21 protein-coding genes are annotated in these 22,599 nt (G+C 72.4%); 15 read left to right on the plus strand and 6 right to left on the minus strand.

Annotation, left to right across the window (positions count from 1 at the left end; all coding sequences use genetic code 11):
- Positions 1–400 precede the first annotated feature (400 nt).
- Both ACFW5B_RS01350 and ACFW5B_RS01355 read left to right on the plus strand, forming a co-directional pair.
- Positions 401–1,003 carry a TetR/AcrR family transcriptional regulator gene (locus tag ACFW5B_RS01350; RefSeq protein ID WP_386431340.1) on the plus strand — a complete coding sequence of 201 codons (603 nt, stop codon included), beginning with the start codon at positions 401–403 and terminating at the stop codon, positions 1,001–1,003.
- Between the two features lie 169 nt (positions 1,004–1,172).
- The gene (locus ACFW5B_RS01355) at positions 1,173–1,484 is read left to right on the plus strand and encodes a hypothetical protein (protein ID WP_386431343.1); all 312 of its coding nucleotides are present in this window, start codon (positions 1,173–1,175) and stop codon (positions 1,482–1,484) included.
- A gap of 63 nt (positions 1,485–1,547) precedes the next feature.
- Here ACFW5B_RS01355 and ACFW5B_RS01360 read toward each other — a convergent pair whose 3' ends face one another.
- Complete coding sequence (locus ACFW5B_RS01360) at positions 1,548–2,165, minus strand: TetR/AcrR family transcriptional regulator (RefSeq protein WP_386431346.1); 618 nt, start codon at positions 2,163–2,165, stop codon at positions 1,548–1,550.
- Between the two features lie 274 nt (positions 2,166–2,439).
- Here ACFW5B_RS01360 and ACFW5B_RS01365 point away from each other — a divergent pair, with 274 nt between their 5' ends.
- Together ACFW5B_RS01365 and ACFW5B_RS01370 are read left to right on the plus strand one after the other, a co-directional pair.
- A complete protein-coding gene (locus ACFW5B_RS01365) occupies positions 2,440–4,383 on the plus strand; it encodes an FUSC family protein (protein WP_386431348.1) in 1,944 nt (647 codons plus the stop codon).
- Positions 4,384–4,454: 71 nt separating this feature from the next.
- Positions 4,455–4,961, plus strand: a complete 507-nt coding sequence (locus ACFW5B_RS01370) for a MarR family winged helix-turn-helix transcriptional regulator (RefSeq protein ID WP_386431350.1) — start codon at positions 4,455–4,457, stop codon at positions 4,959–4,961.
- A 136-nt stretch (positions 4,962–5,097) separates the two neighbouring features.
- Here the strand turns inward: ACFW5B_RS01370 and ACFW5B_RS01375 are convergent, their stop codons facing one another.
- Positions 5,098–6,213: a WD40/YVTN/BNR-like repeat-containing protein gene (locus tag ACFW5B_RS01375; protein WP_386431702.1), complete on the minus strand. Its 1,116-nt coding sequence runs from the start codon at positions 6,211–6,213 to the stop codon at positions 5,098–5,100.
- A 511-nt stretch (positions 6,214–6,724) separates the two neighbouring features.
- Between ACFW5B_RS01375 and ACFW5B_RS01380 the strand changes: the two genes are divergently transcribed.
- Positions 6,725–7,138, plus strand: coding sequence for an SsgA family sporulation/cell division regulator (locus ACFW5B_RS01380; protein WP_386431352.1), 414 nt, complete (start codon positions 6,725–6,727; stop codon positions 7,136–7,138).
- Positions 7,139–7,285: 147 nt separating this feature from the next.
- Here ACFW5B_RS01380 and ACFW5B_RS01385 read toward each other — a convergent pair whose 3' ends face one another.
- A complete protein-coding gene (locus tag ACFW5B_RS01385; protein ID WP_386431355.1) occupies positions 7,286–7,978 on the minus strand; it encodes a TetR/AcrR family transcriptional regulator in 693 nt (230 codons plus the stop codon).
- A 136-nt stretch (positions 7,979–8,114) separates the two neighbouring features.
- On the opposite strand from ACFW5B_RS01385, the gene ACFW5B_RS01390 reads away from it, so the two are divergent.
- The 3 genes from ACFW5B_RS01390 to ACFW5B_RS01400 all read left to right on the plus strand — a co-directional run bounded on the left by ACFW5B_RS01390 (position 8,115) and on the right by ACFW5B_RS01400 (position 10,912).
- Positions 8,115–8,633, plus strand: coding sequence for a PH domain-containing protein (locus tag ACFW5B_RS01390; RefSeq protein ID WP_386431358.1), 519 nt, complete (start codon positions 8,115–8,117; stop codon positions 8,631–8,633).
- Entirely contained in the window at positions 8,630–10,261 is a 1,632-nt protein-coding gene (locus ACFW5B_RS01395; protein WP_386431361.1) for a PH domain-containing protein, read from the plus strand. The genes ACFW5B_RS01390 and ACFW5B_RS01395 overlap by 4 nt, the downstream gene beginning before the upstream one ends.
- Positions 10,262–10,498: 237 nt before the next feature.
- Positions 10,499–10,912, plus strand: coding sequence for an SsgA family sporulation/cell division regulator (locus ACFW5B_RS01400; RefSeq protein ID WP_386431364.1), 414 nt, complete (start codon positions 10,499–10,501; stop codon positions 10,910–10,912).
- A 98-nt stretch (positions 10,913–11,010) separates the two neighbouring features.
- Here ACFW5B_RS01400 and ACFW5B_RS01405 read toward each other — a convergent pair whose 3' ends face one another.
- A complete protein-coding gene (locus ACFW5B_RS01405) occupies positions 11,011–11,775 on the minus strand; it encodes a polysaccharide deacetylase family protein (protein ID WP_386431366.1) in 765 nt (254 codons plus the stop codon).
- 152 nt (positions 11,776–11,927) lie between these two features.
- Here ACFW5B_RS01405 and ACFW5B_RS01410 point away from each other — a divergent pair, with 152 nt between their 5' ends.
- The 4 genes from ACFW5B_RS01410 to ACFW5B_RS01425 all read left to right on the plus strand — a co-directional run bounded on the left by ACFW5B_RS01410 (position 11,928) and on the right by ACFW5B_RS01425 (position 15,388).
- Entirely contained in the window at positions 11,928–12,635 is a 708-nt protein-coding gene (locus tag ACFW5B_RS01410; protein WP_386431369.1) for a response regulator, read from the plus strand.
- Positions 12,632–14,227 (plus strand): ATP-binding protein, encoded by a 1,596-nt coding sequence (locus ACFW5B_RS01415; protein ID WP_386431372.1) that lies wholly within the window; start codon positions 12,632–12,634, stop codon positions 14,225–14,227. Before ACFW5B_RS01410 ends, ACFW5B_RS01415 begins: the two co-directional genes overlap by 4 nt.
- The gene (locus ACFW5B_RS01420; RefSeq protein WP_386431374.1) at positions 14,224–14,862 is read left to right on the plus strand and encodes a hypothetical protein; all 639 of its coding nucleotides are present in this window, start codon (positions 14,224–14,226) and stop codon (positions 14,860–14,862) included. The genes ACFW5B_RS01415 and ACFW5B_RS01420 overlap by 4 nt, the downstream gene beginning before the upstream one ends.
- Before the next feature lie 124 nt (positions 14,863–14,986).
- Positions 14,987–15,388: a DUF1992 domain-containing protein gene (locus ACFW5B_RS01425; protein ID WP_386431377.1), complete on the plus strand. Its 402-nt coding sequence runs from the start codon at positions 14,987–14,989 to the stop codon at positions 15,386–15,388.
- A gap of 42 nt (positions 15,389–15,430) precedes the next feature.
- Here the strand turns inward: ACFW5B_RS01425 and ACFW5B_RS01430 are convergent, their stop codons facing one another.
- Complete coding sequence (locus ACFW5B_RS01430) at positions 15,431–16,705, minus strand: DUF4185 domain-containing protein (RefSeq protein ID WP_386431380.1); 1,275 nt, start codon at positions 16,703–16,705, stop codon at positions 15,431–15,433.
- 253 nt (positions 16,706–16,958) lie between these two features.
- On the opposite strand from ACFW5B_RS01430, the gene ACFW5B_RS01435 reads away from it, so the two are divergent.
- Genes ACFW5B_RS01435 through meaB form a run of 3 tightly spaced genes read left to right on the plus strand, consistent with a single transcriptional unit; the run spans position 16,959 to position 22,148 of the window.
- Positions 16,959–18,842: a methylmalonyl-CoA mutase family protein gene (locus ACFW5B_RS01435; RefSeq protein ID WP_386431382.1), complete on the plus strand. Its 1,884-nt coding sequence runs from the start codon at positions 16,959–16,961 to the stop codon at positions 18,840–18,842.
- On the plus strand, positions 18,842–21,115 hold the full coding sequence (gene scpA, locus ACFW5B_RS01440; protein ID WP_386431385.1) for a methylmalonyl-CoA mutase: 2,274 nt from the start codon (positions 18,842–18,844) through the stop codon (positions 21,113–21,115). The genes ACFW5B_RS01435 and scpA overlap by 1 nt, the downstream gene beginning before the upstream one ends.
- A gap of 10 nt (positions 21,116–21,125) precedes the next feature.
- On the plus strand, positions 21,126–22,148 hold the full coding sequence (gene meaB, locus ACFW5B_RS01445; RefSeq protein WP_386431388.1) for a methylmalonyl Co-A mutase-associated GTPase MeaB: 1,023 nt from the start codon (positions 21,126–21,128) through the stop codon (positions 22,146–22,148).
- Positions 22,149–22,284: 136 nt separating this feature from the next.
- Here the strand turns inward: meaB and ACFW5B_RS01450 are convergent, their stop codons facing one another.
- On the minus strand, positions 22,285–22,578 hold the full coding sequence (locus ACFW5B_RS01450; RefSeq protein WP_386431391.1) for a DUF1330 domain-containing protein: 294 nt from the start codon (positions 22,576–22,578) through the stop codon (positions 22,285–22,287).
- Between the last annotated feature and the right edge of the window lie 21 nt (positions 22,579–22,599).

The raw sequence follows: 22,599 nt of genomic DNA on the forward strand, positions 1-22,599 counted from the left end.
GACTCCTTCGTTGACATGGTCCGGTGTTGGTTGGTGGCTCCCAACACCAGTCCGTGGCCTCGGTGTTGGTTGGTGGCTCCCAACACCGGTCCGGCCTCGGTGTTGGTTTCCGGTCCCGCGCTGGTCGGTGACCGCGGCGCCGGCCGCCGGCCCGACGCCGGCCCGAAGTGCGACGAGTAGGTGGCGGTACGCGGGAGCGGGCATACCCCGTTGCATCGGCGTCGGGATCGGCATCGGCATCGGCATCGGCATCGGCATCGGCATCGGGACAGCGTCGCCGAATGACAGGTACGTGCGGGTGGTGCCAACATAGCGCTTTTTTGGCATGGCATGCCAGAAAGTTAGTCTGTGACAATAATGGCGGCTGACGGATATGGCGGCCACACGGGCAGGAGAGGTGATGGCGGCGGCGCGAGGCAGGCCATCGTTGACCGAGCGGCGGCGGCAGGAGACGCGGCTGGAGATCGCCGAGTCTGCGGCGGCGCTGTTCTCGGATCAGGGGTATGAGGCGACGACGGTCGAGGACATCGCGTCGGCGGCCGGCATTTCGCTGCGTACCTTCTACCGCTACTGCGCGGCGAAGGAGGACGCGCTGACTCCCGTCATGACCTCCAGCGTCGGTGTGCTCGTCGAGGAGCTGGCCGGGCGGCCCGTCGAGGAACCGCTGAGCCGTGCCGTGGAGGCGTCGTTCACCTCGTCGGCCTCGGCCCGGCGGCTCGCGGATCTCGAACAGGCCCGTCGCCTGGTCCGGGTCATGGGCACCGTTCCGGCCATTCGGATGCGGTGGCTCGCGGCGGGACGGGAGATGCAGGACCAACTGGTGCCGGTGCTCGCGGCACGCAAGGGCGTACCGGAGAACAGCATGGAGGTACGGCTCCTGGCCTGCGCGTTGCTCGACGCGCTGAGCGTCGCCTTCGAGCACTGGGCGTGGCAGGACGAACCGGAGGACGTGGCGGAGCTGACCCGCCGCGCACTGGACTATCTGCGTATCGACGAGTTGTAGGGCAAAGGCCCGGCCCCGTTCCGAAACCGTCGCGCTTATGTAGCGCTTGTGTCCCTGTGTGGCCCCCGGGGCTGATTTCCATTGGGCAGGTATGGACAATGAGGAACGGACGTGCGAACACGGTAGGGGTTCGCAAGGACGTTCCAAGGCCTTCAACGGGGGAGATCACGTGCGGAAGATCATGGCCATAGCGCTCGCAACTGTCGCGTGCAGCGCCTCGCTCACCCTGGCCACCGCCCCGAATGCGGCCGCCGCCGGCCGGGTGCCGCACTGCGTCATGGTGCAGAAGTACTTCAGCAAGGGCCACACGCGCTATGTCCGCCTGAAAAATCTGTGCACGCGGCGGACCTCATGCTTCACCATCGTCGTCCCCCATCGCCCCGATCCTCATGGCCGTCTCCTCAAGGGCGTGACCAAGGACGTGCGTTACGGCTCGACCGGGGCGCCGCGGGCACTGTTCGTGAAGAACGTTCCCTGCTGAGCGACCACGACCAAGGGGCGTGCGGGGCGGTTGCGGGGGCCACCGCCCGTTGAAGGCAGCGGGTCAGGTGTGCAGGGCGATGCCGTCCAGCACCATCGAGAGGTACTGGCGGGCGATCTCCTCGGGACTGTGCTGCCCGCCCGGCCGGTACCAGCTCGCCGCCACCCAGACGGTGTCGCGGACGAAGCGGTAGGTGAGCCGGATGTCGAGGTCCGCGCGGAACACCCCGTCGGCCACACCGCGCTCCAGGGTGCCCAGCCAGGCCTTCTTGAATTTCTGCTGGGAGTCGGTGAGATAGCCGAAGCGGGGCTGTGCGGCGAGATGCTTGGACTCCTTCTGGTAGATGGCGACGGCCGCGCGATGCCGGTCGATCTCCCTGAAGGACTCGGTGACCAGGGCCTCGATGGTCTCCCTGGGGCCGAGGCCGGCGTCGAGTACGGCGTCATAGCCGTCCCACAGCTCGGTCAGGAAGCTGGACAGGATCTCGTCCAGCATCGATTCCTTCGAGTCGAAGTGGTAGTAGAGACTGCCGGCGAGCATGCCGGCTTCGTCCGCGATGCGGCGGACGGTGGTGGCGTTGTAGCCGTGCGCGGCGAACACCTCCGCCGCGATGGTGAGCAGTTCGCGGCGACGCTCGGGCGAGGCGCTCGCGGTCGTCGTCTTCTTCTTGGCGGCTGGCACCCGGCCATTGTCACCCTCCGGACCGCCCCGCTCGTCGATCCCCCGTCGATCCCTCGTCGACCGCCCGTCGATCGGCTTTCTTCCCCTCCGTCGCCCCCGCTCCTCTTGGCACCCAGCGCGTCCCGCTCGCCGCCTCCCGGCACGGCACGGAAGCCCCGTCCCTTACCGCTGTCGCCCGCCTCGCCCACCCCGCTCGACACTCCCCCACCCCCTCCCGCCACAGCGACGACAGGGCGCATATTTCACAAATAAAATACCTGTTAATCTTCTCCCCATGAGGAAGCATGCCAAGCCGTCCGGGAAGAGTGCGAGCGATGCTCCGGCCGGCACGGTGCGGGTTCGTGCCCTGCCGGTCCGGAGTGCCGTGCGGCTGCGGCGTCCCGTCGACATCTGGCACAAGCCGGCGCTCAGCGCGGTGGTGGCACTGGCGATCCCCGACCTCACGCTGTGGGCGCTGGGGCGGCTGGATCTGATCCTCTACACCTCGGCCGGGGCGATGTGTGCCCTGTACGCGCACGGTCTGCCCTACGCCGCCCGCGCCCGCACGCTGCCGTGGGTGGTGCTCGGCATGGTCGCGAGCCTTGGCGTCGCGCTGACCGCCGCATCGCTGGTCACCTCGACCGCACTGCTCGTCGTGTGCGCGTCGCTGGTCGCCGCGGCGCACAAGGTGGCCTGCGAGGCGACGCGCATCGGCCCGCCGGGCAACATCATCCTGACCTTTGTCGCCTCGACGGCGTTCTTCGTGCCGCAACGCCTCGGGCAGGTGCCGCTGCACCTGGCGCTGGCACTCGGCACCGGGGTGCTCGCCTGGCTGGTCTGTATGGCTCCGGCGCTGATACGGCCGCAGGGGCCGGAGCGGACCGTGGTCGCCCGCGCGCTGGAGGCCGCCGCGGGGCTGCTGCGTACGGAAGCGGGTGCCGGCGGCGGGGAACCGGCCGGGGTGGCGCACGCCCGGCACGCCACGGCGTCCGCGGTGAACGCCGCCTGGCACACGCTGTTCCTGGTCCCGGTGCCCACTCCGGCCAGGGCCGCGGCGCGGGCCGGACTCGAACGGCTGCTGGTGCGCGCCGAGTCGGCGTTGGGCAGCGCGGGGGACGCCGTCGGGACTGCCGCCGGCTCCGGCGGGCGCGAAGCCCACCTCGCCGACGCCGACGCAGACATCGAGGCCCGGACCCCAATCGAAACCAGGGCCGCAGCCGAGACCAGGGCCACAGCCGGGACCGTTACCGAGGCCCGGCCCCAGCCCCGGACCGCAGCCGAAGCCTGCACCGGGACCGGAGCCACGACCGAGGCCGACTGCCTGACCGGCTGGGCGCGTGAACTGCGTAGCGGGCGGCCGGTGCCCGAGGCCGGGCTGTCCGCGGCGCGGGCCGAGGAGCTGGCGGGCGCCGCGGCGGAGGCGCCGGGACCGCGACGGCCGGCGCCCGGCCAGCCGTACGGGGTGCGGGCCGTGCTCGCCCGGATGGCGCCCGGGTCACCTCTGCTGCCCATCGGTGCGCGGGTCGTCGCCGGATGTGTGCTGGCGGGCTGGGTGTCGATGGCCGTAGGAGTCGGGCACCCGTATTGGGCCGTGGTCACCGCGGCCTCCATCTACCAGGCCAACACCACGCTCTCCTGGCAACGGGCGCTGCAGCGCGTCCTCGGCAATCTGCTCGGGCTGCTCCTCTACACCGCGCTTCTGCCGTTGGTGCACATGGGACCGCTCGCGATGATCGGGCTCGCGCTGGCCTGTCAGCTCGGCACGGAGGCGGGTATCACCCGGAACTACTGGCTCGGTTCGGTGTGTGTCACCCCGATGGCGCTGCTGCTGACGCAGTTCGGCAGTCAGGTGCCGGCGACGACGCTGATCGCCGACCGCTGGATCGACACCGTGGTGGGGGCGGCGGTGGGCCTGGTCTGCTGCGTTCTGGTCACCAACCGGCGGGCCGCGGACCGTATCGAGGTCGCTCTGGGGCGGGTCGCGGCCGCGGAGACCATCGCGGCCCGGCTGCTCGCGGCGGGGCCCGCCACCGACGTCGACGATCCCCGGGAAATCCGCCGGGCTCGCGACCGGCTGGCGGGGTGTCTGATCGAGCTGCGGGAGGCCGCGGACGTCGCGGCCGGCGAGTGGTGGCAGCCGGTCCTTCCTGAGGAGCGGATCGCCCACGCCGAACAGCGCGGCCACCGGGCGCTGGCCGGTCTCGTCCGGCGGCTCTCGGCGCCGACGCTCGCGGCCTGACCCGTGCGCCCGCCCGGCGCCGTACGGCAGGCACAATTGGCGGCGTACGCACGGCTGAGAGGAGACTGCGGGTGACCGAGGACATCGTCGCGGGGGTGCTGCGCCAGTGGCAGCAGGTGCACCCAGGGCTGGACACCGGCCCGATGGCGGTGATCGGACGGCTCAACCGCTGCTCCGCGCTGCTCCAGCAGGCCAGCGACGCACCGCTGCGGCAGGCCGGACTCACCCGTCCCGAGTTCGACATCCTCGGCACCTTGCGCCGGATGGACCGCGAGCTGACCCCGGGGCGGGTGGCGCGTGAGACCTTCGCCTCCGGTGCCGCGGTCACCAAACGCGTACGGCAGTTGGAGGAGCGGGGGCTGATCGCCCGCCGCGCCGACGACCGGGACCGCCGCGTCAGTCATCTCTCGCTCACCGACGAGGGGCGCGAGACCATCGACCGGCTGCTGCCCGAGCAGCTGCGGTACGAGGCGGCGCTGCTCGGCGGCATCGGCGATCAGCGGCAGGAGGAACTCTCCGCGGCGCTGGGCGAGTTGCTGGTGGTCTTGGAGGGGCGGCTCGGCAGTCTGCTGGACTGAGGACGACGGCCGCCCGGGAAGACGGACGCCGGCCGGGGAGGCTGAGACCGCTCAGGAGGCTGAGGCCGCCCGGGGAGCGGCCGAGCAGCCCCCGGGCTTGCGCAGCGGGCCCGCTCCCCCCGCCGCCATCCCGCCCTCACGGCTCCAGCCGTGCGATTCGCCCCCGTTCGCCCGCGGCCCAGCAGCCCAGGTCGGGGGCGCAGTCGACGGTGTCGTACGAGCCGTTGTCGACGGTGCGCCAGGTGCGGCCGCCGTCGAAGGTCAGGTCGCTGCCGGACGGGCCGACCGCGAGGGCGATGCGGCGGGTGTGCGGGAGCCAGGCGGCGCCGGAGCGGTACGCCTGCGGGGGTTCGGCGGCCGGCGTCCAGGTGGCGCCGGCATCGTCGCTGGCCGCGGCGGCGTGGGGTGAGGGCTGGTCGGGACGGTAGTCGCCGCCGACCGCGAGGGCGTGGGCGCGGTCACGGACGGCGAGTGCGAAGACGCCTCGTGCCGGGTCGCCCGCGGGCACCGGGGTGTCGGCGACCGACCACGTACGACCGCGGTCGGCGGTGTGCAGCACACGGGCGGTGACCGCGCCGCCGGTCGCGATCCAGGCGTCCCGGCTGCCGGCGGAGACCAGGCACTGGCCACTGGCGGCGAAGGCGGCCTCGCCCGGCTGGGCCGGCGGCATACCGTCCGACGGCAGTACCCGCCAACTGCGGCCGCCGTCCCTGGTGGACAGGATGCGGTATCTGCCGTCCACGGGGTCGCTGAGCGCGATGCCGTGCCGTTTGTCGAAGAAGGTCAGGCAGTCGTAGAAGGCACGGGGGTCGGGGTTGCGGAAGCTCTCGGTCCAGGTGGCGCCCGCGTCGTCGGTGCGGAAGACGCGGGAGGCCGCCCCCTCGCCGATCGCGAGGACGACCGCGCGGCGCGCGTCGAGCGCCTCGATGTCGCGGAACTCCAGCGCCCCGGCGCCGGGCGGGGAGACGTTGTTCCAGTGCTTGCCGCCGTCGTGGGTGCGCAGCACGGTACCGGCCGTGCCGGCGACCCAGGCGGTCGTGCGGCTGACGGCCGCCAGACCGCGGAAGCGGGCGGTGCTTCCGCTGTCCTTGAGCCGCCAGCCGGCGTGCGGGGTGGTGAGCGTTGCCGCCGCCGGCGGACCAGGGGGCGGGGCGTGCGTGGTCGCGGAGGACGTCCTGGAGACGGTCGGATAAGAGGCCGCGCCCATAGGGGCGTTCGTGGGCCGGGCCACGGCCGCGGGGCCGGCCACCATCGTGGCGAGGGCCGCGGCACCGGCCGCGAGCGCCACCCGGCGCCCGGCTCTTCGCGGGCGCGACCCCCGTCCCGTCCCCCGGTCCGAGTCCGGGTCCGGTTCCGAGCCCGGACACAACAAACGTCCCGTACGCAGCATTTCGCCCCACCCCGCTCTGGTTTTGGGCTGGAAGCTAGCCCAGCCCGACCGCGCCGTCCAGACCGCCGCCGGACCACCGCGGGACCACCCCCGGCCGTCGCACCCCTCCGCCACCCGTTACTGCCCGCACTCCCCCGCGAGCCCTCTGTGGCGGGCGGGGCGCGGCCGTCGTACACCAACATGCCTGACAGGCAGTCACATTGAACCCTCCAGCCCCGGCCGCCCACTCCGGGCACCCAACAAAGAGGGCAAATGCGTACATCCAAAGGCCCGTGACACAGGTCACGTAGGAATCCAATGCACCTGGCGCGATGGCCCGTGCGTCCTAGTGGTCGAAGACTCAATGAACCGCACCGAATCCAGGGAGCCGGCGATGTCCAGCGTCATCGACCAAGCCGTTCAGGCCCGTCTCATCGCGACCGCCCCCCGGTCGCAGATGATCCCGGCGAGCCTGCGTTACGACCGCACCGACCCCTTCGCGGTACGGCTGGTCTTCCCGCCCGCCGCGTCGCTGGACGGTGCGGAGGTGACCTGGACCTTCGGGCGCGAACTGCTGGAGGAGGGGCTGCGCGGTCCCGCCGGTGCGGGCGATGTGCAGATCTGGCCGTACGACGCCGATGCCGTGGTGGTGGAGTTCCATGCCGCCGGCGGCATGGCGGTGGTGCAGTTCGAGACGCTGGAGCTGAGAACCTTTCTGACGCGGTCGTACGAGCTGGTCGCGCAGGGCGATGAGGCGGGGCACCTGGACGTCGAGGCCGATCTCGCCGCTCTGCTGCGCGAGGCGTGAGCCGCACCCGTCAGCGCCGGGGCCCGTTCGGAGTTCCGGCACACCATGGCGTCGGGCCGCCGCCGGGCACGGCGACACGGACCGGACGACACCCCCGTTTCACCACCCAGGCCACCCCCCACCTGGGCATCCGCCACTCCCCCCACCTCACCCGGCTTCCACCGGCTTCTCCGACCCGGCCTTCACTTCGCGCCGCGCCGCGGCTTCCCCTTTCCGCCCGGCCCCGGCGCCCACTTCCTCCTCCGCGCCGAAGAGTTGCTCCAGATGCAGATCCAGCAGCCGTAGCGCGGCCTCGGGTCCGTGCACGTCCAGCAGGACGTAGGTGGCCAGCCCGTCGGCCACGCTGATCAGCAGCATCGCCTCGTCCTCGGTGGCGCGCTCCGGCGGCAGTTCACCGCGGTCCGCGGCCCGCCGCAGCTGGTCGGCGAAGAAGGCACGGAGCTGAGGGATGCCGTTCTTGGCCTCGGCGCGCAGGGGCTCGTCGTGGACGGCGCGGGCGTAGTAGGCGGCGCCGACCAGCAGTCCGACGCGGCTCCGGTCGTCCAGCGGCAGCATGCCCGACAGGCAGGCCCGCAGTACCTCACGCGGCGTCGGCTCCGCGCTGAGCGCCTCGATGCGCTCCCTGATCCGGTCCCCGGCCAGCCGGTTGATGTGCTGGAGGGCGAAGAGCAGCATCTCGTCCCTGGTGCGGAAGTAGTGCTGCAGCCGGCCGAGCGAGATACCGGCCTCCGCGGCGACATCGCGCAGGCTCGTCCCGTCCAGACCACGGGTGCCGGCGATCCGCCACAGCGCCTCGGAGATCTCCTGGCGTCTGGCTTCGTGGTCCACCTTCTTGGGCACGGATGACCTCCCTCGTACGGTGCGCGGTTTCGCGCGTGGGGTCGTTCCCGGGGACCCGGCCCACTTTTACAAGTCGCTTGTACCGTTATAACGTACCGCTACTCAATACGCTTGACTTGGAAACCGGTGACCCCTCATGCCCGAGCACGCCGCCCCGCTGCTGCGACCACCCCGCCACCGTGTCGATCCCCGGGCCCGCCGCTGGTGGACGCTCCAGGCGCTGCTGACGCTCAGCGGCCCGATGCTGCTCATCGCGCTGACCATGACGGTGCTGTCACTGCTCTTCTTCCCCGGCGCGCTGCCGTGGCTGGGCCCGCTGCTGCTGGTCGTGCTGGTGCTGCCGGCCCTCGGGTATCTCGTGGTGATGCCGCGGTGGCGGTACGCGGTGCACGCCTGGGAGCTGGGCGGCCGGGCGGTCTATGCGGCGGGCGGCTGGTTCTGGCAGAAGCGGCGGATCGCGCCGCTGAGCCGGGTGCAGACGGTGGACACCGTGCGCGGCCCGCTCCAGCGGCGGTACGGGCTGGCCACGGTGACCGTCACCACCGCCTCGACCGCGGGCGACATCAAGATCGCCGGACTGTCCGACGCGGACGCCGAGGAGCTGTCCCGGCGGATCGGTGAGGCCGCGCAGGACGTGCCGGGTGATGCCGCATGAGCACGCCACGGGAACCCGGTGCGCCCGGGATACGCCCCAACGGGCCCGGGACCACCGCCACCCCGACCGGGGAGTCGCCGTGGCGGCGCCTCGATCCGCGCACCCTTCTGGTGCACTGCGGCTGGATGGCGGCGCCGCTCGGTTCACTGGCGCTGACCGCGCTGGCCACCGGGGGCCGGATCACCACCCGGGCCTGGATCACGCTCGCCGCCATCGCCGCCTCGTTCGCCGTCGTCAGCACGCTCGGCCTGATCCGGTGGGCCCGTACGGAGTTCCGGATCACCGTGCCCCCGCACCGTGACGAACCGGGCGGGAGTGCCTCCCCCACCCTCGACGTGCGCAGCGGGCTGCTGACCCGGCGGCTGCGCAGTGTGCCGCTGCACCGCATCCGCACCGTCGATCTGACCGCCACACCGGTGCACCGGTTGCTGGGCGTCACGGTGCTGCGGGCCGGTACAGCGGGCTCCGGGGACGGCGGCAGCGAGCTGTCGCTGGAGGCCCTCACGGTGCCCGAAGCGGAACGGCTGCGGGCGGAGCTGCTCGCCTACGCCGATACCGAGGCGGTCGCGAACGACCCGGTGGTCTCCCGTATCAACTGGCACTGGCTGCGCTACGCGCCGCTGACGCTCTGGGTCATCGGCGGGGTGTTCGTGGTGGCCGGAGGCGTCTACCGGGTGCTGGACGGCATCGGCATCGAGCCCTGGAGACTCGGCTTCGTCCAGCGGGCGTTCCACGAACTCGGGGCCGGTGCGCTCTGGCTGACCATCCCGGCGGCGCTGTTCGTCGTCCTCGCCCTCGGTTCGGTCGGCGCCGTCGTCCTGTACGTCGAGAACTGGTGGAACTACCGCCTGGAGTGGACCGACACGCGCACCCTGGCGGTGCGCCGCGGGCTGCTCACCACCCGTGCGGTCACCATCGAACGCGCCCGGCTGCGCGGGGTGTTGCTGCGGGAGCCCCTGCTGCTGCGGGCCGGCGGCGGGGCGCTGGTGCGCGCGGTGGCGGGCGGTCTGGGCAACCGCGAGGAGAACCGCAAGCGCAGCGGGCTGCTGCCGCCGGCGCCGCGCGCGGAGGCCCTGCGGGTGGCGGACGGCGCCCTGCGCGCGCCCTTCCCGGGAAGCGCGGCGCCGGCCGCGCTGACACCGCACCCCCGGGTCGCGCTGCGCCGGCGCCGGGTGCGTGGTCTGCTGTTCGCGGTCCTGCCGGGCACCGCCGTCCTGGCCGGTCTCGGCGTGGCGTTCACGCCCGTCCTGCTGCACTGCGCCTGGATCTACGCGGTGGTCACCACGGCGATGACACTGTGGCTGGCCCGGGACGCGTACCGCAATCTGGGGCACGGTCTGCACGGCCGGTATCTGGTCGCCCGCTCGGGCACCTTCAGCCGCGACACCCTCGCCCTCCAGCGCGAGGCCGTCGCCGCCTGGACGTTCTCGACCTCGCCGTTCACCCGCCGGGCCGGTCTCGTCACCCTCACCGCAGCGGTCGCGGCGGGCGAGGACGGCTACCGCATCCCGGACCTCCCGGAGGCCGAGGCCCCTGCCTTCGCCACGGCGGCGGCCCCGGGAATCCTGGACGAGTTCCTGGTGCATCCGGCCGGGCCGGAGCACCTTCCGGGGCAGCGGCTCCGGTAGCGGCCGGGCGGTCCGGCGGGGAAGACGGGGTGCCGGGCCGGCGGTTGGGGCCGGGCACCGCCCGACCGCCCGCCCGGCGCCGGACGCCCCGGACACACGCCCCGTGACGGCACGCATCCGACGCCACCGCAACATGAGATACCTCACACCCGCGTCGCGTGCACGACCGGGCCGGACACACCGTCTAACTGGACGAGCCTTTACCCACCCGCCCGACAGCCGTGAGGGAGCAGCGCGATGAATCCCGTCATCGACCAAGCCGTCCAGGTCCGCCTCATCGCCACCGCCCCCGGCCCGCACGCGGTGCCCGCGATGCTGCAGTACCAGCCCGCCGACCCGCTGGCCGTGCGGATGTCGTTCCCGCCGGAGATCTCGCTGGACGGCTCGGCGGTGGACTGGTCGTTCGCCCGCGAACTCCTCGACGAGGGGCTGCGGATGCCGGCCGGGCGGGGCGATGTGCGGGTGCGGCCCGCCGGTCCGAACCGCACGGTGATGGAGTTCCACGCGGACGAGGGCATCGCCCTGGTCCAGTTGAGGACGACGGATGTACGGCGGTTCCTCGCCCGCTCCTACCAGGCGGTGCCCGCGGGCGCCGAGTCGGCACACCTCGACCTGGAGAGCGGCCTCGCGGAGCTGTTCGGCACGGCGTGAGGCGGAACGGGGGCGGCGCCGGTGCCGCCCCCGGAACCGCGATCCGAAACGGCGATCAGGGCGGCCCGAGGGGGGCCGCCCTGATCCGTTGGAGCACCTCAGCGCTTCGGGAACCCGAACCCGTACCCCTGCTGCTTCATCCACGGCAGCAGCCGCTCCAGCGAGTCGACGGTCCGGGAGCGGTCGCCGCCGCCGTCGTGGAAGAGGACCGTCGGGCCGTTGGGGAGTTCGTTCCGGACCGTTGACTCGATCATCTCGACGCTGCCGCCTTCGAAGTCCTTGCTGTCGACGTTCCAGCCCAGCGGTCGCATGCCGTGGTCCGCGGCCAGCTTCCGGCTGTAGGGCGTGAAGGCGCCGCCGGGGGCGCGGTAGTACTCGACCTGTGCACCGCCCGCCGCGTCCTCGATCATCTTCTGTGCGTCGAGTATCTGCTGCGACTGGTAGCTCTCCGGCTGGTGATTCATACCGGTGTTGTGGCTGATGGTGTGGTCGCAGAGCTTGTGCCCCTCGGCCACCACCCGCTTGACCAGGTCGGGGTGCGCCTTGGCCTGCGGGCCGATCATGCAGAACACCGCCTTGACGTTCTGCCGCTTGAGCACCTCCAGCACCTTCGGGGTCCAGGCCGGGTCGGGGCCGTCGTCGATGGTGATGTTCAGGCTGCGGCCGGGACGGTCCGAGGCGTGCACGATGGAGGGGTCGACCGGTACGACCCGGGGCGCCTTCTTGGGCTGTTTCGCGGCGTCCGCCGCACTGGAATCGGTGCCGGCTCCGGAAAAGATGAGCGTTCCCGCCGTCGCGAGTGCCACGACCGCCGCCGCGGCCACCCCGATGATGCCACCCTCTTTGCCCCAGCCCCGTGTCATCCCGATCCCGTCCCTCGTACCGTGCTCGTGTGCGTTCCGACCGGCGGTGGATGTGCTGCACACGCACCGCCCTGCACCACGACAGATGCGTCAGGGACCGAACAGGCTGCTCCTGTTACGGATCCATCATGAAACTTATTGATACTGGACCCATGCCACGTGTACTTCTGATCGAGGACGACGCCGCCGTAAGGGACGGAGTGACCCTCGCGCTACGGCGGCGCGGCCATGAAGTGGCCGCCGCGGCCAGTGGCGAGGAGGGCCTCGACGTCCTGCCGGGCTTCCGCCCGGACATCGTGCTGCTGGATCTGATGCTCCCCGGCAAGGACGGCTTCGAGGTCTGCCGGCTGATCCGCGCCGACCGGCAGCTGCCGATCATCATGCTCACCGCCCGTGGCGACGACCTCGATGTGGTGCTCGGACTGGAGGCCGGGGCCGACGACTACATCGTCAAACCGGCCCGTGGCGAGGTCCTCGAAGCGCGGATCCGTGCGGTCCTGCGCCGTACCGCGCTGCCGGCCGACGGCGCACCGCCCGCCGCCGAACCGGGCCCCGCCCCGGTCGAGACCTACGGCGAACTGGCCATAGACCGCGCCGGTCTGGTCGTCGCCAAGGGCGGCCAGGATCTGGCGCTGGCCCCTTCGGAGATGAAGCTGCTGCTGTTCCTGTCGGCCACCCCGGGACAGGTCTTCAGCCGCCAGCAGCTGCTGGAGCAGGTGTGGGAGCACAGCTACCACGGCGACGCACGGCTGGTCGACGCCTGTGTCATGCGGCTGCGGACGAAGATAGAAGACACTCCGCGCAGCCCGCGGTACGTCCAGACCGTGCGTGGCTTCGGCTATCGCTTCGGGCCCCTGTGAAGCGCCCCCGCCGCTGGGCGGACCTCCCCCGCCTGCGGGGCCAGAACCCCCAGCTGCTGCGTGGCCTGCGGGCCCGGCTCGTCGTGGGATTCCTGGTGGTCGCCGCCGTCAGTGCGCTGACCACGGCGCTGCTGACCTACCAGGAGGCCCGGAACGCGATCCTCCAGCGCTCCCAGGACATCGCCGTCAACGATCTGCGGGCACAGGTCAATTCGCTGGCGCCGGAGCTGCCGGTGCCTCCGTCGCAGGCCGACCTGGACTCCTTCCGGGTCCAGCTGGAGCGCTCCGGAAAGTCCCGGGACTGGGACATTTCGGTGCTCTACCGGGGCGTGCGGGACAGCGGTGCGGGGAGCCTGCGCGGCAACGTCGAGATTCCGGCCGGGCTCAAGGAGTCGGTGGAGAAGCGCCATGTGCCGGTCTTCCAGCGGGTGGACCGGGGCGGTGATCCCTGGCTGCTGATCGGGATGCCGGTGCGGCAGACCGACGGCGAGGCCTCCGCGCTGTCCGTGTACGCCCAGCTTCCGCTGTACGCCGAGGAGTCCAATGTCGAGGCGCTGGTGACCGCCGCCCAGCGGGGCGCGCTGCCGGTGCTGGTGCTGACCGTGATCCCGGCGCTGCTCGCAGCCCGCGGGGTGCTCCGGCCCGTACGGGGGCTGCGGCAGGCCGCCGGGCGGATCGCCGAGGGCAAGCTGGACACCCGGCTGGAGGTCAAGGGCGCCGATGAACTCGCCGATCTGTCCCGGACGTTCAACGACATGGCGGCCCGGCTGGAGGAGAGCATGGCCGAGCTGCGCCGGCTGGAGTCCAACGCCCGCCGGTTCGCGGCCGATGTCTCGCACGAGCTGCGGACACCGCTCGCGGCGATGACCGCGGTCACCGATGTGCTGGACGAGGACGCCGACTCCCTCGACCCCGATACCGCCTCCGCGGTCCGGCTGATCAGCCAGGAGACCGGGAAGCTGGCGCGGATGGTGGAGGATCTGATGGAGGTCTCGCGGTTCGACGCGGGGGCCGCCGCGCTCCATCTCGACGAGGTGGACGTCGCCGAGACCATCCGCAAGACCCTGCAGGCCAGGGCCTGGCAGAAGCGGGTGACGGCGGACCTGCCGGCCGATGTCCGGGCCCGGCTCGATCCGCGGCGGCTCGATGTGGTGGTCGCCAACCTGGTCGGCAATGCCCTGCACCACGGCGGCGAGCCGGTCCGGGTGCGGCTGCACACCCCGGAGCCGGACGCGGACCGGCTGCTGATCGAGATCTCCGACAGCGGGCCCGGTATCGACCCCGAGGTCCTGCCGCATGTCTTCGAGCGCTTCTACAAGGCGGACTCCGCCCGCGCCCGCTCCGAGGGCAGCGGCCTGGGCCTGGCCATCGCGATGGAGAACGTACGGCTGCACGGCGGTGTCATGCGCGCGGCCAACTCCCCCGACGGCGGTGCGGTGTTCACGGTCGATCTGCCGCTGCGCCACCAGGCGGGCGGGGCGGCGGCCGAGGGCGCGGACGGCGCACCGGACGGCCCATGGGAGGCTGACGAGACCGTGGAGGACAAGCGGGACGGCGTACGCCCCGAGGCCGGAGAGGAGAGCCCCGTATGAGCGGCAGCAACGCGCTCAACGCCGTGCGTGCGGTGCGGGGCCGGCGGCTGCTCCCGGCCGGTGCCGTCATCGGGGCGCTGACCGCCGCGCTGTCCGGGTCGCTGGCCGGCTGCGGTATCGCCCCCACCGATGTCATCGACGCCGGTGAGCCGGCCACCGGCGTGCGCTCGCCGGGCCAGCCCGAGGCCGATCTCCAGCTGTTCTTCTACGGGCCCTCCGGGCTGCGCTCCGCGACCCGGCCGGCGAAGCGGCCGGTCGAACCGGAAGAGGCCCTCCAGCTGTTGTTGAAGGGGCCGAACCACGCGGAGCGGATGCGCGGCCTGACCAGTGAGCTGCCGAAGTTCCTCGACTCGCTGACCGCCGAGACCGGCGAGGGCACCGTGCTGGTCACCCTGCCGATGTCCGGCGGGATGCCGGACTCCGCCTCACTGAACCAGCTGGTGTGCACCGCGGCCAACGCCCGGGTGCCGGGGAACAAGCCGTCGGGGCAGGTCACCGTGGTGCTCATGAGCAAGACCGACCGGGTCGGGCCCATGGTGTGCGGCGGCAACAACGCCTTTCCGGTCGTCGAGCCGAGCCCGACCCGTCCCGCCCCGCCCGGCGGGTCCACCGCGGAGCCGAGCCCGACCGGCTGAACCGCCGCGGTCCGCCCGTCGCTCCCCGGCTCCGCGCTACCGTGAAGGAAGGTGCGGGCCCAGCCCCGCGCGCCGTCCGGAGAAGACCGGCCGGCCGCCACGGAACCCTCGGGAGACGTCCGCGATGACCGAGCGCAACCCCCCCGGTGTCAGCTTCGAGACCTGGATCGACAGGCAGATCCGCGAGGCGACGGAGCGCGGCGACTTCGCCGGTCTCCCGGGCGCCGGCAAGCCCCTCCCCCGCCTCGACCAGCCGTATGACGAGATGTGGTGGATCAAGGAAAAGATGCACCGGGAGCACGTCTCCTGTCTGCCGCCGACGCTCGCGCTGCGCAAGGAGGCGGAGGAGGCCCAGGAGGCCGCGGCCGCCGCTCCCACCGAGGCGGCGCTGCGCCGCATCCTGACCGCGGTCAACGAGCGCATCGGCGCGGCGCTCCGCACCCCGCTCGAAGGGCCACCGCTGAACCTCGCCCCGTTCGACATCGACGAGGCAGCCCGTAAGTGGCGTGAACAGCACGGGAGTTGACTCGCCCGCACCGGAGGCCCGGCCCCGTCCCCACGCCCCGGTTCAGCGTCCGACGGGCCCCAGCCGTACGCGCAGGAACCGCGGCCGGTACAGGTCCACATCCCCGTTGAGCCGGGGGTCGGCGGGGACACCGGGCGGACCGAGCCAGTTGATGTCGTAGCTGAGCAGCAAGGTGCCGTCCGCCGAGAATTCGGGGTGCGCCTGGGGGTTGTAGGCGGCCACGTACTGCGGGTCGGCGGCCGGCGGGCGGGGTGGGGTGAGCCGGCCGTTCGGCCCGTGCCAGGGGCCCTGGGGTGAGCAGGCCCAGTAGCTGGTGAGGGCGCGCACCCCGGCCCCGCCGCCGCCCCCGGCATCCATCGTGATCAGCACCCAGGCGGGGCCGTCGCGGACGACGGTGAAGGCGCTGCCGACGCCGCGCCGGCCGCCGTCCCGCAGCACCGGCGCGGCCCGCCCGGCGCGCCGCTGCCAGCGGGCGCCGTCCCAGAACCGCCAGCTTCCGCGGTCCCCGAGCCGCCCGGCCGGCACCCGGGCGAGATAGGCGCTGGAGGCCGGTGACGACGGCGGGTCGTCGCCGCCGAAGACATAGGTCCAGCCGCCGTCGCGGACCGCCGCCGCGCCGTAGAGGACGCGCCGGCCCGGGTCCGCCGAGGTCGGGCCGACGGTCCGGGTGATGCCCTCCAGGCGCAGGCCGGGGAGCGAGAGGGTGGCGACCTCGGTGCCGTGCGGCACGCCGAAGATCCACGGTCCGGTGCCGGGGGCGCGGTTCCACAGCAGGACCCGGACCACCTTCCCGGCCGATCCCGGGCGGCGGGGCTCCACACTCGCGCGCACCGGCCAGCGCCAGCCGCCGCCGGGCGGGTCGGGGAAGAACGGCCCGGGGGCGGCCGCGGTGCCGCCGGTCAGAGTGCGCTCCAGGCGGCCCGAACGGGACATCACCACGGCGGAGTTGTGCCGCAGGTACGGGGCACCGCCGGTGTCGGCGGTGCGCCAACGACGCTTCTCCCCTTGCGGGTTGGGCGGTTCCTGGACGCGGTCCAGGAAGGTGTCGGAGAAGAGCCAGAGCGTCCGGCCGTCGGGGAGCCGTACCGAGTGGGTGCCGTCGCCGCCGGTCCAGTCGTCCACCCGGGTGTTGTCATTGCCGTATCGGGTGAATTCCGCGTTATGCCCGGAATCGGCGGACCAGGAGGCGATCCGGCGTCCGGCGCACTCCGCGGCGCGGCCGGGAGTGGCGCTGCGCGGAAACGCCCAGAAGAGCCCGGCGACGGCCAGGAGGAGGGTGGCGGCGGTCACGGTGCGGGTCATCGGCGCCTTGGGCATCGCGCTCCTCTGGGGGTACCCCCTGCTCCTCAAGAGCTTGGGGGAGGGTGCCGCGCCCACCGTACTGAACCTGGGCCGACGGCCCGCCGCAGGCGCGTCCGGTGGCGCACATGACGACTCCGCGCGATACGGGCGACGCGTCCCACCTGCCCCATCCGGCCCGTGGATATCAACATTTCTGCACGGTCAACGAGTGCAACGTCACAGCTGGAGCCCCTGCTCCAGCTAACGGTCGTTCGCCTAGCCTGCTGCCATGACCGCCGAGTCCCCCGAACTCCCCCTGGCCGCAGCCTTCCCGGATGCCGACCGCGCCCAGTGGCAGCGCCTCGTCGAAGGCGTGCTGCGCAAATCGGGCGTCGCAGAAGCAACGGGCGCCGCCGCCGAGGACGCGCTGGCCACCGACCTCCAGGACGGCATCCGCGTCCGTCCGCTCTACACCGCCGAGGACGGTACGGCTGCCCTGGGCCATCCGGGCTTCCCGCCGTTCGTACGGGCCGGCCGGCCCGAGGGCACGACCGTCGCCGGGTGGGACGTACGCCAGCGCCATGTCCACACCGATCCGCAGCGCGCCAACGAATCGGTCCTGGCCGATCTGGAGAACGGCGTCACCTCGGTCTGGCTGACCGTCGGCGACGGCGGGGTACCGGTGGCCGGTCTGGAACAGGCGCTTCAGGGGGTCTACCTGGATCTGGCCGCTGTGGTGCTGGATGCGGGGGCCGATTTCGCCGCGGCCGCCGAGGAGTTGCTGCGGCTGTACACCGCGTCCGGTGCGCCGCTGCGCGAGGCGGCCGGCTGCCTGGGCGCCGACCCCCTCGGACTGCTGGCCCGTACGGGTGACGACACCAAGCTGCGCCTTCAGTTGGAGTCGGCCGCGCGGATGGCCGCGCGCTGCACCGCCGATGCGCCCGGTGTGCGCGCCCTGGCGGTCGACGCGCTGCCGTACCACGAGGCGGGCGGCTCGGCCGCCGAGGAGCTGGGCACCTCGCTCGCCACCGGCGTGGCCTATCTGCGGCAGCTGACGGAGTCCGGCCTCGGCATCGACGACGCCTGCCGCCAGCTGGAGTTCCGCTACGCCGCCACCGCGGACCAGTTCCAGACGATCGCCAAGCTGCGCGCGGCCCGCCGGCTGTGGGCGCGGGTCGCCGAGGTGTGCGGGGCCTCCCCCGCCGCGTCCGCGCAGCGGCAGCACGCCGTCAGCTCCACGGTGATGATGACCCGTCGGGACCCGTGGGTGAACATGCTGCGCACCACGGTCGCTGGGCTGTCCGCGGGGGTGGGCGGCGCGGACGCGGTGACGGTGCTGCCGTTCGATGCCGCGCTGGGCCTGCCCGATGCGTTCGCCCGCCGGATCGCCCGGAACACCCAGTCCGTGCTGCTGGAGGAGTCGCATCTGTCGAAGGTGATCGACCCGGCGGGCGGCTCCTGGTACGTGGAGAGCCTCACCGAGGAGCTGGCCCGCGCCGCCTGGGCGTGGTTCCAGGAGATCGAGGGGGCCGGCGGCCAGGCCGCGGCGCTGCGCTCCGGGAAGATCGCCGGCCGGCTGGCCGCCACCTGGGAGCGCCGTTCCGCGGACCTCGCCCACCGGCGCGAACCGGTCACCGGGGTCAGTGAGTTCCCGCATCTCGCCGAGCCGTCGGTGGACCGCGAGCCGGCGCCCGCGCCGATCGGCGGAGGGCTGCCGCGGGTGCGCAGGGACGACGCCTTCGAGCGGCTGCGGGCGCGCTCCGATGCCCATCTGGCGGCACACGGCGCCCGCCCGGCGGTCTTTCTGGCCGCGCTGGGCCCGGTCGCCACGCACACCGCACGGGTGGCGTTCGCCGCCAATCTGTTCCAGGCGGGCGGCATCGAGACGGTCGCCGGGCCCGCGCCGGTGGATGCCGCGTCGGCGGCCGAGGCGTTCGCCCGTAGTGGTGCGCGGATCGCCTGTCTGTGTGCGAGCGACACGGTGTACGGCGAGCAGGCGGCGGCCGTGGCGGCCGCGCTGAAGTCGGCGGGGGCGCGGCAGGTGCATCTGGCGGGCAAGCCGGGCGAGCGGCGCGACGAATTGATGGCGGCCGGTGTGGACTCCTTCGTCTTCACGGGCTGCGATGCGGTCGAGGTGCTGTCCTCGGCCCTGGATGTCATGGAGGTGGCGTGATGGAGGAGACGACGCAGCAGACGGGCGCCGTCGGCGGGCCGCCGCACGGTTCCTCGGTGCCCTCGGGCGCCGTCCCGGACTTCAGCACCGTCGAACTCGGGGCCCCGGCCGGCACGGACACCGCCGGCGCGGACGATGCGTGGGCCGCGGCCGTACAGCAGGCCACCGGCAAGGGCGTGGCGGATCTGACGTGGGAGACGCCGGAGGGCATCGACGTCAAGCCGCTGTACACCGAGGCGGACCTCGACGGTCTGGACTTCCTGGGGACCTACCCGGGTATCACGCCGTATCTGCGCGGCCCGTACCCGACGATGTACGTCAACCAGCCCTGGACGATCCGGCAGTACGCCGGTTTCTCCACCGCCGAGGAGTCCAACGCCTTCTACCGCCGCAACCTCGCGGCCGGTCAGAAGGGCCTGTCGGTCGCCTTCGACCTGCCCACCCACCGCGGCTACGACAGCGACCATCCGCGCGTCACCGGCGACGTCGGCATGGCGGGCGTCGCCATCGACTCGATCTATGACATGCGGCAGCTCTTCGAGGGCATCCCGCTGGACAAGATGACCGTGTCGATGACGATGAACGGCGCGGTGCTTCCGGTGCTGGCGCTCTACATCGTGGCCGCGGAGGAACAGGGCGTACCGCCCGAGAAGCTGGCCGGGACCATCCAGAACGACATCCTCAAGGAGTTCATGGTCCGCAACACCTACATCTATCCGCCGCAGCCCTCGATGCGGATCATCTCCGACATCTTCGCGTACACCTCGCAGAAGATGCCGCGCTACAACTCCATCTCGATCTCCGGCTATCACATCCAGGAAGCCGGCGCGACGGCCGACCTGGAGCTGGCGTACACCCTCGCCGACGGGGTGGAGTACCTGCACGCGGGCATCGAGGCGGGCATGGACGTGGACTCCTTCGCCCCACGCCTCTCCTTTTTCTGGGCGATCGGCATGAACTTCTTCATGGAGATCGCCAAGCTCCGCGCCGCCCGGCTGCTCTGGGCGCGCCTGGTGCAGCGCTTCGAGCCGAAGAACCCCAAGTCCCTCTCCCTGCGCACCCATTCGCAGACCTCGGGCTGGTCACTGACCGCGCAGGACGTCTTCAACAACGTCACCCGCACCTGTGTGGAGGCGATGGCGGCGACGCAGGGCCACACCCAGTCCCTGCACACCAACGCGCTCGACGAAGCCCTGGCGCTGCCCACCGACTTCTCCGCCCGGATCGCCCGCAACACCCAGCTGTTCCTCCAGCAGGAGTCGGGCACCTGCCGGGTCATCGACCCGTGGGGCGGCAGCGCGTACGTCGAGAAGCTCACCCACGATCTGGCGCAGCGGGCCTGGCAGCACATCGAGGAGGTCGAGGCGGCCGGCGGGATGGCCAAGGCCATTGACGCGGGCATCCCCAAGCTCCGGGTGGAGGAGGCCGCGGCCCGTACCCAGGCGCGGATCGACTCGGGACGGCAGGCGCTGATCGGCGTCAACAAGTACCGGACCGCGACCGACGAGGAGATCGAAGTCCTCAAGGTCGACAACTCCGCGGTGCGCGCCCAGCAGATCGAGAAGCTGCAGCGGCTGCGCGCCGAACGCGACGAGGAGGCCTGCCAGAAGGCGCTGCGCGCGCTGACCGCGGCCGCCGAGTCCGGTCCCGGCGAGGGCCTGGAGGGCAATCTGCTGGCGCTGGCGGTGGACGCGGCCCGCGCGATGGCGACGGTCGGTGAGATCTCGGACGCACTGGAGTCGGTCTACGGACGGCACTCCGGCCAGATCCGTACGATCTCCGGTGTGTACCGAGACGAAGCAGGCCCCTCCTCCGGTGTGGAGCGCACCCGGGCGCTGGTGGCCGAGTTCGAGCGCGCCGAGGGGCGCCGGCCGCGCATCCTGGTGGCCAAGATGGGCCAGGACGGCCACGACCGCGGCCAGAAGGTGATCGCCACGGCCTTCGCCGACCTGGGCTTCGACGTCGATGTCGGCCCGCTGTTCCAGACGCCTGCCGAGGTGGCCCGCCAGGCGGTGGAGGCCGACGTCCATATCGTCGGGGTGTCGTCGCTGGCGGCCGGCCACCTCACGCTGGTGCCCGCGCTGAAGGAGGCACTGGCGGCGGAGGACCGCGAGGACATCACGATCGTGGTGGGCGGGGTGATCCCGCCGGCGGACGTACAGCCGCTGCGGGACATGGGCGCCGCCGCGGTCTTCCTGCCCGGCACGGTCATCCCCGAGGCCGCGCACGATCTGGTGCGGGACCTGGCGTCGGTCCTCGGCCACGAGCTCTGAGCGGGGGGTCATGCCTGCGACGATCGATGTCGAACGGTACGCCGAGGGGGTCCGGGCGGGTTCGCGCGCCTGGATCGCCCGCGCCGTCACCCTGGTCGAGTCCACCCGCCCGGATCACCGGGCGGCGGCCCAGCGACTGCTGGTCGAGCTTCTGCCGTACTCCGGCTCGGCCCGCAGAGTGGGCATCAGCGGGGTGCCGGGCGTCGGCAAGTCGACGTTCATCGACGCGCTCGGCACGCTGCTGACGGGGATGGGGCACCGGGTGGCGGTGCTCGCCGTCGACCCGTCCTCCAGCCGTACCGGCGGCTCCATCCTGGGCGACAAGACCAGGATGGAACGGCTGGCGACCGACCCTGCGGCGTTCGTCCGCCCCTCCCCCACGTCCGGCACACTGGGCGGCGTCGCGCGGGCCACCCGCGAGTCCATCGTGGTGATGGAGGCCGCGGGCTACGACGTGATCCTGGTGGAAACGGTCGGCGTCGGCCAGTCCGAGACCACCGTCGCCAACATGGTCGACACCTTCCTCCTGCTGACCCTGGCGCGCACCGGCGACCAGCTCCAGGGCATCAAGAAGGGCGTGCTGGAGCTGGCGGACCTGGTCTCCGTCAACAAGGCCGACGGCCCGCACGAGCGCGACGCCCGCTCGGCGGCCCGCGAACTGGCCGGTGCGCTACGGCTGTTGCAGCCCCCGGACGCGGCCTGGACACCGCCCGTACTGACCTGCAGCGCCCGCGAGGGCACCGGCCTCAAGGGCGTCTGGGAGCGGATCGAGCAGCACCGCACCCTGCTGGAGTCCACCGGCGCGCTGGCCGAGCGGCGCCGCGTCCAGCAGGTCGACTGGACCTGGTCGATGGTCCGCGAGCGGCTGATCGACCGCCTCCAGGAACACCCCGAGGTCCGCCGGGTCGGCCCCGAGGTCGAACGCGCGGTACGCGACGGCGAGATCACCGCAACCCTGGCCGCCGAACAGCTCCTTGCGGCCTTCGGCCTGGCGGAGAGCGGGCCGGCGGAGGGCCAGGGCGTGGGCAACTAGGGTCTGGTTCGATCAACTACCGCTCAGCGTCGGTGAGTTCCCTACGCGCCATGCCAGATGCCTGCCAGCCGCTGGAAGATCACCGGAAGGCGCATCTCACCCGGTGAACCTCAGTGAAGATCCGGCCGGACCTCGGTCAGTCGATGCCTTCGACGATGCGGAAGTCGCGCTCGACGCCGTCGGAGAGGGCGACCAGCGCCTCCTGGTAGGCCGCACTCTCGTGCGCCGCGACGGCCTGCTCGAAGCTGTCGAACTCGACCAGGACGGTGCGCTCGGCGATTCCGGCGTCATGCGCCACGACCCGACCGCCACGGACGAGGGTCCGACCGCCCGCGGGCTCGACGGCCAGGCGGGCCAGCTTGTTGTAAGCAGCCAGCTTCTCAGGGTCCGAAATGGTGCGGTAGACGCTGACCCAGTAGCCCTTGGGCATGGAACCTCCAGTGTTGGGATG

Source organism: Streptomyces sp. NPDC058773 (genome assembly GCF_042746015.1).
Taxonomy (GTDB): Bacteria; Actinomycetota; Actinomycetes; order Streptomycetales; family Streptomycetaceae; genus Streptomyces.

Excerpts from the sequence above, each read along its gene's own strand:
- ACFW5B_RS01350 (WP_386431340.1), top strand. The coding sequence starts at position 401 with ATGGCGGCGGCGCGAGGCAGGCCATCGTTGACCGAGCGGCGGCGGCAG.
- ACFW5B_RS01365 (WP_386431348.1), top strand. The coding sequence starts at position 2,440 with ATGAGGAAGCATGCCAAGCCGTCCGGGAAGAGTGCGAGCGATGCTCCG.
- ACFW5B_RS01375 (WP_386431702.1), bottom strand. The coding sequence starts at position 6,213 with ATGGTGGCCGGCCCCGCGGCCGTGGCCCGGCCCACGAACGCCCCTATG.
- ACFW5B_RS01380 (WP_386431352.1), top strand. The coding sequence starts at position 6,725 with ATGTCCAGCGTCATCGACCAAGCCGTTCAGGCCCGTCTCATCGCGACC.
- ACFW5B_RS01390 (WP_386431358.1), top strand. The coding sequence starts at position 8,115 with ATGCCCGAGCACGCCGCCCCGCTGCTGCGACCACCCCGCCACCGTGTC.
- ACFW5B_RS01395 (WP_386431361.1), top strand. The coding sequence starts at position 8,630 with ATGAGCACGCCACGGGAACCCGGTGCGCCCGGGATACGCCCCAACGGG.
- ACFW5B_RS01400 (WP_386431364.1), top strand. The coding sequence starts at position 10,499 with ATGAATCCCGTCATCGACCAAGCCGTCCAGGTCCGCCTCATCGCCACC.
- ACFW5B_RS01405 (WP_386431366.1), bottom strand. The coding sequence starts at position 11,775 with ATGACACGGGGCTGGGGCAAAGAGGGTGGCATCATCGGGGTGGCCGCG.
- ACFW5B_RS01410 (WP_386431369.1), top strand. The coding sequence starts at position 11,928 with ATGCCACGTGTACTTCTGATCGAGGACGACGCCGCCGTAAGGGACGGA.
- ACFW5B_RS01420 (WP_386431374.1), top strand. The coding sequence starts at position 14,224 with ATGAGCGGCAGCAACGCGCTCAACGCCGTGCGTGCGGTGCGGGGCCGG.
- ACFW5B_RS01425 (WP_386431377.1), top strand. The coding sequence starts at position 14,987 with ATGACCGAGCGCAACCCCCCCGGTGTCAGCTTCGAGACCTGGATCGAC.
- ACFW5B_RS01430 (WP_386431380.1), bottom strand. The coding sequence starts at position 16,705 with ATGCCCAAGGCGCCGATGACCCGCACCGTGACCGCCGCCACCCTCCTC.
- ACFW5B_RS01435 (WP_386431382.1), top strand. The coding sequence starts at position 16,959 with ATGACCGCCGAGTCCCCCGAACTCCCCCTGGCCGCAGCCTTCCCGGAT.
- scpA (WP_386431385.1), top strand. The coding sequence starts at position 18,842 with ATGGAGGAGACGACGCAGCAGACGGGCGCCGTCGGCGGGCCGCCGCAC.
- meaB (WP_386431388.1), top strand. The coding sequence starts at position 21,126 with ATGCCTGCGACGATCGATGTCGAACGGTACGCCGAGGGGGTCCGGGCG.
- ACFW5B_RS01450 (WP_386431391.1), bottom strand. The coding sequence starts at position 22,578 with ATGCCCAAGGGCTACTGGGTCAGCGTCTACCGCACCATTTCGGACCCT.